Raw genomic sequence first — 10,053 nt, 5'->3', positions numbered from 1 at the left:
GAAGGCATGCGCCCGCTAGCCATAATTCAATGCCATGGCTCGAACCTGACGACGACCCCAAACAAAATCAAATACCGCGCTGCCAGCCAAAATCCAGGCGAAAAAAAACCGACCATAAGGTCGGTTTTTTCCGGATTTTGGTGCCCCGAGGGAGACTCGAACTCCCACTCCTTTCGAAAACGGATTTTGAATCCGCCGCGTCTACCAATTCCGCCATCAGGGCAGTGGCGCGCAGTATAGAGAGGTGCTTCTGGTCGGTCAATCGGGTTTCATGGTCAATTTTCACACATTGGGCTAAACTTCCCGGCCCTGCCGAACCGAACATCATCATGCGCGTCGCCGATTTTTCCTTCGAACTCCCCGATTCCCTGATCGCCCGCCACCCTTTGGCCGAGCGCCATGGCAGCCGTCTGCTGGTCCTCGATGGGCCGAGCGGCGCCTTGGTACATCAGCAATTCACCGACCTGCTCGACTATCTGCGCCCCGGCGACCTGATGGTGTTCAACAACACCCGGGTGATCCCGGCGCGGTTGTTCGGGCAGAAAGCCTCCGGCGGCAAGCTGGAAGTGCTGGTCGAACGTGTGCTCGACAGCCACCGGGTGCTGGCGCACGTACGCTCCAGCAAGGCACCCAAGGTCGGTGCGCAGATTCTCATCGATGGCGGTGGCGAGGCCGAAATGGCCGCGCGCCACGACACGCTGTTCGAGCTGCGCTTCACCGAAGAGGTGTTGCCACTGCTTGAGCGCGTTGGGCACATGCCGCTGCCACCCTACATCGACCGCCCCGACGAAGGCGCCGACCGTGAGCGTTACCAGACCGTCTACGCCGAGCGTGCCGGTGCTGTAGCCGCACCCACGGCCGGCCTGCACTTCGACGAAGCGCTGCTGGAAAAGATCGCCGCCAAGGGCGTGGAGCGGGCCTTCGTGACCCTGCACGTCGGCGCGGGCACCTTCCAGCCGGTGCGGGTCGACAAGATCGAAGACCACCACATGCATAAAGAGTGGCTCGAAGTGAGCCAGGATGTGGTGGATGCTGTCCAAGCCTGCCGTGCCCGTGGCGGGCGCGTGGTTGCCGTGGGCACCACCAGCGTGCGTTCGCTGGAAAGCGCTGCGCGCGATGGCGTGCTCAAGGCCTTCAGCGGCGATACCGATATTTTCATCTACCCAGGCCGCCCGTTCCATGTGGTCGACGCCCTGGTCACCAACTTCCACCTGCCGGAGTCCACGCTGCTGATGCTGGTCTCGGCCTTCGCCGGCTACCCCGAAACCATGGCCGCCTATGCGGCGGCGGTTCAAGAAGGGTACCGCTTCTTCAGTTACGGTGATGCCATGTTCATCACCCGCAATCCGGCGCCACGCGGGCCCGAGGATCAAGCATGAGTCGCACCTGTCGAATGTCCTTCGAACTGCTGGCCACCGACGGCAAGGCCCGTCGTGGTCGTATCACCTTCCCTCGTGGCACCGTGGAAACCCCGGCGTTCATGCCGGTCGGCACCTATGGCACGGTCAAAGGCATGCTGCCGCGCGACATCGAGGCCATCGGCGCCGAGATGATCCTTGGCAACACCTTCCACCTGTGGCTGCGCCCGGGTACCGAGGTGATCAAGAAGCACAACGGCCTGCACGACTTCATGCAATGGAAAGGCCCGATCCTCACTGACTCTGGTGGCTTCCAGGTATTCAGCCTGGGCGCGATGCGCAAGATCAAAGAGGAAGGCGTGACCTTCGCCTCGCCCGTCGACGGCTCCAAGGTGTTCATGGGCCCTGAAGAGTCCATGCAGGTTCAGCGTGACCTGGGCTCGGACGTGGTGATGATCTTCGACGAGTGCACGCCATACCCGGCCGAGCACGATGTGGCGCGCACCTCCATGGAGCTGTCGCTGCGTTGGGCCCAGCGTTCGAAAAACGCCCACGCCGACAACACCGCGGCGCTGTTCGGCATCGTCCAGGGCGGCATGTACCAGGACCTGCGCATGCGCTCGCTGGAAGGCCTGGAAAACATCGGTTTCGACGGCCTGGCCATCGGCGGCCTGTCAGTGGGTGAGCCCAAGCACGAAATGATCAAGGTGCTGGATTACCTGCCAGATCAGATGCCCGCTGACAAACCTCGTTACCTTATGGGGGTAGGCAAACCGGAAGATCTCGTTGAGGGTGTGCGCCGCGGCGTCGACATGTTCGACTGCGTGATGCCGACGCGTAACGCGCGCAACGGCCATCTGTTCGTCGATACAGGGGTGATCAAGATCCGCAACGCGTTCCATCGCCACGATGAATCGCCGCTGGATCCGACCTGTGATTGCTATACCTGCACCAACTTCTCCCGCGCGTATCTCCACCACTTGGACAAATGCGGCGAAATGTTGAGCAGCATGCTGAATACCATCCACAACTTGCGCCATTACCAGCGCTTGATGGCCGGTTTACGCGAGGCTATTCAACAGGGTAAATTGGCCGCCTTTGTCGACGCCTTCTACGCCAAACGCGGGCTGCCTGTGCCGCCTTTGGGCTGACTGTCAGCACTAAAATATTAAAATTCAGTAATGGAGTGCCTCATGAGCTTTCTGATTCCCGCCGCTTACGCGGACGCAGCTGCACCAGCCGCCGGCCCAGCCGGTACCGGTTTTGAATGGATCTTCCTGGTCGGCTTCCTGGTCATCTTCTACCTGATGATCTGGCGTCCACAGGCCAAGCGCGCCAAAGAGCAGAAGAACCTGCTGGGCAACTTGCAGAAAGGTGACGAAGTTGTCACCAACGGCGGCATCGCCGGCAAAATCGTCAAAGTTACCGATGACTTCGTGGTGCTGGAAGTGTCCGACACCGTCGAGCTGAAGTTCCAGAAGGGCGCCATCGCCGCGACCCTGCCAAAAGGTACGCTCAAGGCTATCTGAGTTACCGGTTTTATTTTTCCAGTCGGGGCGCGCAACGCGCCCCGCGTCTTGAACGGGCGGCGTGATGCTGAACAAATACCCTCTGTGGAAATACGCACTGATCTTGCTGGTACTGGCGATCGGTTTTATTTATTCCGCTCCCAACCTCTACCCGGATGACCCGGCGGTGCAAGTCAGTGGTGCCAGTTCGGCGCTGCAGGTAAGCCAGGCCGACCTCGATCGCGTCACCAAGGCGCTGACCGATGCCGGTATTACCGTCAAGGGCGGCAGCCTGGGTGAGAAGGGCAGTGCGCTGATTCGCCTGACCAACCAGGAAGACCAGCTTCCAGCCAAGGATGTAGTGCGCAAGGCACTGGGCGATGATTACGTCGTGGCCCTGAACCTGGCACAAACCACTCCGCAATGGCTGCGCAACCTGGGTGCAAGCCCGATGAAACTGGGCCTGGACCTGTCCGGTGGTGTGCACTTCCTGTTGGAAGTGGACATGGACAAGGCCATGAGCGCCCGCATGAAGGTCTATGAAGGCGAGGTCAAAACCCTCCTGCGCAAAGAGCGCATCCGCTACCGCAGCCTGCCTCAGCAGGATGGCGGCATCATGCTGGGCTTCTCTGACGATGCAACCCGCGAGCAGGCACGTGCCCTGATCCGCAAGAATTTCAGTGATTTCGACCTGACCGCCACCGAGCGTAATGACCTCGCTGTGCTGCGTCTGGCGCTGACTCAGGCGAAAGTCGCCGAGATCCGCGAATACTCGATCAAGCAGAACCTGACCACCGTCCGCAACCGTGTCAACGAGCTGGGCGTGGCCGAGCCGCTGGTTCAGCGCCAAGGCGCCAACCGTATCGTGGTCGAGCTGCCAGGCGTGCAGGACACTGCCGAAGCCAAGCGTATCCTCGGCAAGACGGCCAACCTGGAGTTCCGCTTCGGTGCCGAGCCGGGTGCGTCCAAGGCGACCACCGAGGTCTTCGAGTTCCGTGAGGGCGGCCGTTCAGCCCCGGTCGAGCGTGGCCTGATCATCACCGGTGACCAGGTCACCGACGCCCAGGCCAGCTTCGACGAGCATGGCCGCCCGCAAGTGAACATCCGCCTGGATGGCCACGGCGGCGAGCTGATGAGCCGCGCCACGCGCAGCAACGTCGGCCGCAGCATGGCGGTGATCTTCATCGAGCAGAAGCCCGTCACTCGCTACGTCAAGCAGACGGTCGACGGCGTCGAGAAGGAAGTGCCGGTACAGAGCTTCCAGGAAGAGAAAAAGATCATCAGCCTGGCGACTATCCAGTCGCCACTGGGCAGCCAGTTCCGTATCACCGGCCTCAACGGCCAGGGCGAATCGTCCGAGCTGGCGCTGCTGCTGCGTGCCGGTGGTCTGGCCGCGCCGATGTACTTCGCTGAAGAACGTACCATTGGCCCAAGCCTGGGTGCGGACAACATCACCAAGGGTATCGATGCTTCGCTGTGGGGCATGCTGTTCGTCTCGCTGTTCATCATCGCCATCTACCGCGGCTTCGGCGTGATCGCCACCGTCGCCCTGGCGGGCAACATGGTGCTGCTGCTGGCGCTGATGTCGCTGCTGGGTGCAACCCTGACCCTGCCGGGTATTGCCGGTATCGTGTTGACCATGGGTATGGCGGTAGACGCCAACGTGCTGATCTTCTCGCGTATCCGTGAGGAGCTCAAAGCCGGCATGTCGGTGCAGCGCGCCATTCACGAAGGTTTCAACCGCGCTTATACCGCGATCATCGACGCCAACCTGACCAGCCTGCTGGTCGGCGGCATCCTGTTCGCCATGGGTACCGGCCCGGTCAAGGGCTTTGCGGTCACCATGTCCCTCGGGATTTTCACCTCGATGTTCACCGCCGTCATGGTGACCCGCGCTATGGTCAACCTGACCTGTGGCGGGCGTGACATCAAGAAGCTGTGGGTTTGAGGGAGCTGCGATGAAAACCATCAACTTCATGGGCGTGCGCAATGTCGCGTTCGCCATCACTGTGCTCCTTACCGTCCTGGCGTTGTTCAGCTGGTGGCAGAAGGGCCTGAACTTCGGCTTGGATTTCACCGGCGGTACGCTGATCGAGCTGACCTACGAGCGCCCCGCCGACCTCAAGGCGGTACGTGCCGAGCTGGTCGAGTCCGGTTTCCACGAGGCTGTGGTGCAGAGCTTCGGCGCTACCACCGACCTGCTGGTGCGTATGCCGGGCGATGACCCGCAGCTGGGCAGCAAGGTTGCCGAGGCGCTGCAGAAGGCCGGCGGCGACAACCCGGCCACGCTCAAGCGCGTCGAGTTCGTTGGCCCGCAGGTGGGTGAAGAGCTGCGTGACCAGGGGGGCATGGGCATGCTCCTGGCCCTGGGCGGCATCCTTATCTACCTGGCCTTCCGCTTCCAGTGGAAGTTCGCCGTGGGCGCGATCATCTCGCTGATCCACGACGTGGTGGTGACGCTGGGTATTCTGTCGTTCTTCCAGATCACCTTCGACCTGACGGTATTGGCGGCGGTGCTGGCGATCATCGGTTACTCGCTCAACGACACCATCGTCGTATTCGACCGGGTGCGTGAGAACTTCCGCGTGATGCGCAAGGCCTCGCTGATCGAGAACATCAACGTCTCGACCACCCAGACCCTGCTGCGTACCATCGCCACCTCGGTGTCGACCTTGCTGGCCATCGCTGCGCTGCTGTTCTTTGGCGGTGACAACCTGTTCGGCTTCTCGCTGGCACTGTTCATCGGCGTCATGGCCGGTACCTACTCGTCGATCTACATCGCCAACGTGGTACTGATCTGGCTGAACCTGAACAGCGAAGACCTGATTCCGCCAGCCAAGGCTGAGGGTGTGGACGAGCGTCCGTAAGGGCTTTTCCTACGCCGTTTGGCGAATCAAGAGGCGCGAGTATTGAACTCGCGCCTTTTTTTTTGCTCCAAGGCAGGGAGAAGGCGGGCCAAGTCCCGCGGGTATGATCAGGAGGTTCACGTGAATAAATCAATGCTGGTGGGTGCGGTGCTGGGTGCTGTCGGTGTAACTGCCGGAGGTGCTGTGGCGACCTACAGCTTGGTGAACAAAGGGCCTGAGTACGCCCAGGTCACCGACGTGCAGCCAATCAAGCAGCAAGTAAAGACGCCGCGTGAAGTCTGCAAGGACGTCACCGTGACGCGTCAGGCGCCGGTCAAGGACCAGCACCAGATCGCAGGTACGGTGGTGGGTGCCCTGGCCGGCGGCCTGCTGGGTAACCAGATCGGCGGCGGTACCGGCAAGAAGATCGCCACCGTGGCCGGTGCGGTCGGTGGTGGTTATGCCGGTAACAAGGTGCAGGAAGGCATGCAAGAGCGTGATACCTACACCACGACGCAAACCCGCTGCAACACAGTCCACGACATCAGCGACAAGGTCGTTGGGTATAACGTGAAGTACACCATTGGTGATCAGGTGGGGCAGGTGAAGATGGACCACGAGCCTGGCTCGACCATTCCCGTGGACAAGAATGGCAAGCTGATCCTCAGCGAGAATCAGGCCGGGCAGTGATCGCCATCTGCTGAAATCCGTTGTATCTAAAATCCGTTGTAGGAGCAGCCTTGTGCTGCGAAGAGGCCAGTGAAAACACCCTAGATCTACTGTGTTTTCACCGGCCTCTTCGCAGCACAAGGCTGCTCCTACAGTTGGCGCAGCTCAAGGCTGCTTCTACATCACTGGGTGAGCGGCTAGCAGCTTGCGAAGCCTGACGCGGTCCGGCTTGCCGGTGGGGGTCAAGGGTGTTCGCTCGAGTACTGTGACGTTGGCATTGATCCCCAGTCGGTCCAGCCCCCCGCTCAGCTCATTCAACCGCTCCTGGGCGTCAGCGATGTTGGCTTGCACCACCACCTGGGCGCGTCGACGATCGTGCTCGTCGACCAGTATCACCACCCGTTCGAATTTCATGGCCTGTGCAATTTGCGCTTCGAGGGCCGGTGCGAACTGGGTGCCTTGTTTCGTCAGCAGGGCATCGGTCGAACGCCCCATGGGCATCAGGCTTCCGTCGGCCAGGCGCCGGGCGATATCGCCGGTGGCGTAGGCTTGGTCCTCGCAGGGCATGGGGGGAGGTGGGAAGTACCCCGAGCCGCGGTGTGCGGAGCGCGCGATGATTTCGCCGACCTCCGGTTGCGCAGGGTCCAACGCTTTCAATGTGACCTCGACATCACCCACCGGGCGCATGCCGCAACCCACTTGCAGCCCAGGCGCGAAGTTGGCCAGGACCATGCCAAATTCCGTCGAACCATAGATCCGCTTCAGGTGCACACCTAAGTGGCGTTCGCACTCCAGCACCACATGGTCATCCAGGTAGGCACCACCACAGAACGGTTTGCTCAGTGCCGGCAGGCGAATGCCGCGGCTTTGCGCGGCCTGGGCCAGCGCCAGGTACTGTGACGGCAACGCGCTCATTACGCTGATGCGTTGTTCGTGCAGGGTTTGCAGGGTGTTCTCGACGTGGGTGGCATCGCCCAGGTACAGCGTGGCGCCGGTCAGCAAGGCCGGGAACACATGCAGGTCCACCGCATGCCCGCCATCGAGGGTGTGGATGCTCAGGTAACGGGCGCTGGCATCGAGGCCGGCGCTATCGACCCAGTGCATGATTTCCCGGTACAGCCTGTCCTGACGCCACAGTGCCAGTTTGGGTGCCCCGGTGCTGCCGGACGTTTCCTGCATACGCATTAAGCCGGCGCAGTCACGCCAGGCGGGTGTCTTGAGGTTGACGGGTGTCGGCGAGTGCAGGGTAAAGCCAGGGATGCCCAGGCCCGCCGGCACGATGCCGGCTTCGGTCACCAGCAGGGCGGCACCGACCTGGCCTAGACGCATGGCGCGTTGGTGGATGCTGCTGGCCACGCTTACAGGGCAATGAATCAGCCCCAGGCTGGCCATGGCGAACAACAGCGCTACATAACCGCTACTGTTGCCCAGTTGGGTGGCAACCACGTCGCCTTCGCGCAGGCCTGCGGCGTGCAGCCTGGCGCGCAATTGATCGATGTCATGCAGCAGTTCGCCGTAGCTGCGGGTCTTGCCATGGCTATCGACGATCGCCGGGTGGTCGCGATGGCGTGCAACCATGCTAAAGAACTGTTGCTGGAACATGCAGGGGTCTCCTTGAGGGGCAGCCGAACTACAGCTTCAGGTGTCTTCCCTTGCCGTCCATGTGCAAAGCGGTGCAGCCTGCCGGATGCAGGCTGGTGCCACGCTAGTTAATAGGCTGCGCGCGCCGCCTGGTACCTCCCAGAACAGGGAGGTTGTGGTGCGCCTGGCAGTTTTATTACTGTCTTCGACCGCCTGTGTCGGGTGGGTAACTCGTCGGCGGGCACTATTCGCACGTTGATTTCAAAGTGCCACGTAATTATCTTATCGACCCACCTGAATGAGGGAGTCGATATTCCCTCGCGTGTCGTCTCGCCATGAGACCACCGTCAAACGGTGCCTACGAGGAAGGGAATGGCCCTACTGGTAATGGATGAGCTGCTGAAACTCGGCGAAATGGAGCGCTTTGAGGACTGGCTGGCTCACCTGAAACTCCTGACCCGCAAGCTGGGTTACTCGAACTTTCTGATCGGCCTCAAACCTGCCCCCACGGACGCTTGTCAGCAGGTGCTGATCTACAGTGATTACCCCGATGCCTGGCGTACGCGTTACGACGCCGAATCTTACGCGGCAGTCGACCCCGTCGTTCAGCACTGCCTGAACGCCAACCGGCCACTGCTGTGGAACCGCGAGAACTATCGGGGGCCCTCAGAATCGGAATTCTTCGAAGAAGCCGCAGCGCATGGGTTGCAGCAAGGGCTGGCGCTGCCGCTGCATGGCCCGCGGGGCGAGGCGGGCATGCTGTGCCTCAAGCCGGATGAGAGCGGCGAGCAGGCGACTGCTGCGATGATTCAGTCCTTGCCCATGGCAACCCTGCTGCGCGATTACGCGATGGAAGGGATGCTCCGGGCGCGCATTGAATGCTCGGAACCTGTGCACCTGACCACCCGGGAGAAAGAGGTGCTGCAGTGGAGCGCGGCGGGCAAGACTACCTGGGAAATCTCGATGATCTTGTCGTGCACGACCTCGGCCATCGACTTCCACTTCAAGAACATCCGCCGCAAGTTCCAGGTCAGCTCACGCCAGATGGCGGTGCTCAAGGCCATCCAGCAGAAGTCGATCACGCCCTGAGTATCACTGTGGGCGTTGGGCCAGGTCGCTTTCCTCGAGACGGCCGCTGAGGTACAGGCGCAGCAGAATGTACACCGGCGCAGGCACTTGGCTGGTGCATTCGATGCGGCTGGCACAGGCCTGGCTGATGCCAAAGCGCGACCAGAACTCGGTCTGGCTCTGCTTGAGGCCCAGGCGCAGGCTGATGGCTTGATGGGCGACCTCGCGTACGGCGGAGGTATTGAGTAGCTTCATCCGGAATCCATCCTGCAAAAGCCGAAAAATTAACAAGCCCGAGTAACTTCGGCCACCTCCCAAATTAGGTAGGATTTTATTTATTCAGCGTGAATATACCGTGGGCGGCAACTCCAACCCCTGCCGGTATTTGCCCCTATGCTTATCTCCATTGATCGCCGCACTAACATCGACCCACAAGCGCTGAATGCGATGCACAAACTTCGGGCGCGTATTTTCAAGGTTAAAAAGATGTGGGACATCCCACTGATCAACGACATGGAAATCGATGGGTATGATGCGCTCGACCCCTATTACATGATCATCAACCGCGAGGACGAGGCGGGTTATGTGTGTGGCTGCTGGCGCATACTGCCGACGACCGGCCCTAACATGCTGGCGCACACCTTCCCAGAGCTGCTGCATGGGCACCCGGCGCCGTGCTCCGACGCGATCTGGGAGCTGAGCCGCTTCGCCATCGAGCTGCCGGACGGCAACCGGTTCGGCTTCTCCCAAGGCACCACGCAAGCGATTCACGCCATCGTCAACTATGCCATCAGTTGTGAGGTGAAGCAGTTCGTCACGGTGACCACGGTGGGCGTGGAGAAGATGTTGATTCGCCTGGGCTTGGATATCAGTCGTTTCGGTCCGGCATTGCAAATTGGCGTTGAACGCGCGGTGGCACTGCGCATTGAATTGAATGATAAAACCACGGCGGCCTTGGAAGCGGCAATCAATAGCAACTGCCATTGAATAGACGCCGGGTGTATTCACGCTGACTTGCCATCA

10 protein-coding genes and 1 tRNA gene are annotated in these 10,053 nt (G+C 60.9%); 8 read left to right on the top strand and 3 right to left on the bottom strand.

The window, feature by feature from the left end; genetic code table 11:
* Positions 1-138: 138 nt before the first annotated feature.
* Positions 139-223 (bottom strand) — tRNA-Leu (locus QOS90_RS12585).
* Positions 224-329: 106 nt separating this feature from the next.
* On the opposite strand from QOS90_RS12585, the gene queA reads away from it, so the two are divergent.
* From queA to QOS90_RS12555, 6 genes are all read left to right on the top strand, one after another.
* Positions 330-1,379: a tRNA preQ1(34) S-adenosylmethionine ribosyltransferase-isomerase QueA gene (gene queA, locus QOS90_RS12580; protein ID WP_085272637.1), complete on the top strand. Its 1,050-nt coding sequence runs from the start codon at positions 330-332 to the stop codon at positions 1,377-1,379.
* 14 nt (positions 1,380-1,393) lie between these two features.
* The gene (tgt, locus tag QOS90_RS12575) at positions 1,394-2,509 is read left to right on the top strand and encodes a tRNA guanosine(34) transglycosylase Tgt (protein ID WP_077068621.1); all 1,116 of its coding nucleotides are present in this window, start codon (positions 1,394-1,396) and stop codon (positions 2,507-2,509) included.
* A gap of 42 nt (positions 2,510-2,551) precedes the next feature.
* Positions 2,552-2,887: a preprotein translocase subunit YajC gene (gene yajC, locus QOS90_RS12570; protein WP_027595530.1), complete on the top strand. Its 336-nt coding sequence runs from the start codon at positions 2,552-2,554 to the stop codon at positions 2,885-2,887.
* A 64-nt stretch (positions 2,888-2,951) separates the two neighbouring features.
* The gene (gene secD / locus QOS90_RS12565) at positions 2,952-4,814 is read left to right on the top strand and encodes a protein translocase subunit SecD (protein WP_027595531.1); all 1,863 of its coding nucleotides are present in this window, start codon (positions 2,952-2,954) and stop codon (positions 4,812-4,814) included.
* A 10-nt stretch (positions 4,815-4,824) separates the two neighbouring features.
* The gene (secF, locus tag QOS90_RS12560) at positions 4,825-5,733 is read left to right on the top strand and encodes a protein translocase subunit SecF (RefSeq protein ID WP_027595532.1); all 909 of its coding nucleotides are present in this window, start codon (positions 4,825-4,827) and stop codon (positions 5,731-5,733) included.
* 120 nt (positions 5,734-5,853) lie between these two features.
* Positions 5,854-6,402 carry a glycine zipper 2TM domain-containing protein gene (locus QOS90_RS12555; protein ID WP_027595533.1) on the top strand — a complete coding sequence of 183 codons (549 nt, stop codon included), beginning with the start codon at positions 5,854-5,856 and terminating at the stop codon, positions 6,400-6,402.
* Between the two features lie 156 nt (positions 6,403-6,558).
* Here the strand turns inward: QOS90_RS12555 and QOS90_RS12550 are convergent, their stop codons facing one another.
* Entirely contained in the window at positions 6,559-7,983 is a 1,425-nt protein-coding gene (locus tag QOS90_RS12550) for a class I adenylate-forming enzyme family protein (RefSeq protein ID WP_027595534.1), read from the bottom strand.
* Between the two features lie 351 nt (positions 7,984-8,334).
* Between QOS90_RS12550 and QOS90_RS12545 the strand changes: the two genes are divergently transcribed.
* The gene (locus QOS90_RS12545) at positions 8,335-9,051 is read left to right on the top strand and encodes a LuxR family transcriptional regulator (protein ID WP_033694291.1); all 717 of its coding nucleotides are present in this window, start codon (positions 8,335-8,337) and stop codon (positions 9,049-9,051) included.
* A 3-nt stretch (positions 9,052-9,054) separates the two neighbouring features.
* Here QOS90_RS12545 and QOS90_RS12540 read toward each other — a convergent pair whose 3' ends face one another.
* Complete coding sequence (locus tag QOS90_RS12540; RefSeq protein ID WP_027595536.1) at positions 9,055-9,285, bottom strand: hypothetical protein; 231 nt, start codon at positions 9,283-9,285, stop codon at positions 9,055-9,057.
* A 138-nt stretch (positions 9,286-9,423) separates the two neighbouring features.
* On the opposite strand from QOS90_RS12540, the gene QOS90_RS12535 reads away from it, so the two are divergent.
* Positions 9,424-10,017, top strand: a complete 594-nt coding sequence (locus QOS90_RS12535; protein WP_027595537.1) for an acyl-homoserine-lactone synthase — start codon at positions 9,424-9,426, stop codon at positions 10,015-10,017.
* The last annotated feature ends 36 nt before the right edge of the window (positions 10,018-10,053 follow it).

Source organism: Pseudomonas sp. LAIL14HWK12:I10 (assembly GCF_900184205.1).
In the GTDB taxonomy this organism is placed as follows: Bacteria; Pseudomonadota; Gammaproteobacteria; order Pseudomonadales; family Pseudomonadaceae; genus Aquipseudomonas; species Aquipseudomonas kermanshahensis.
The sequence above is the reverse complement of the archived record's forward strand: the minus strand, read 5'-3'. Positions and strand labels throughout refer to the sequence as shown.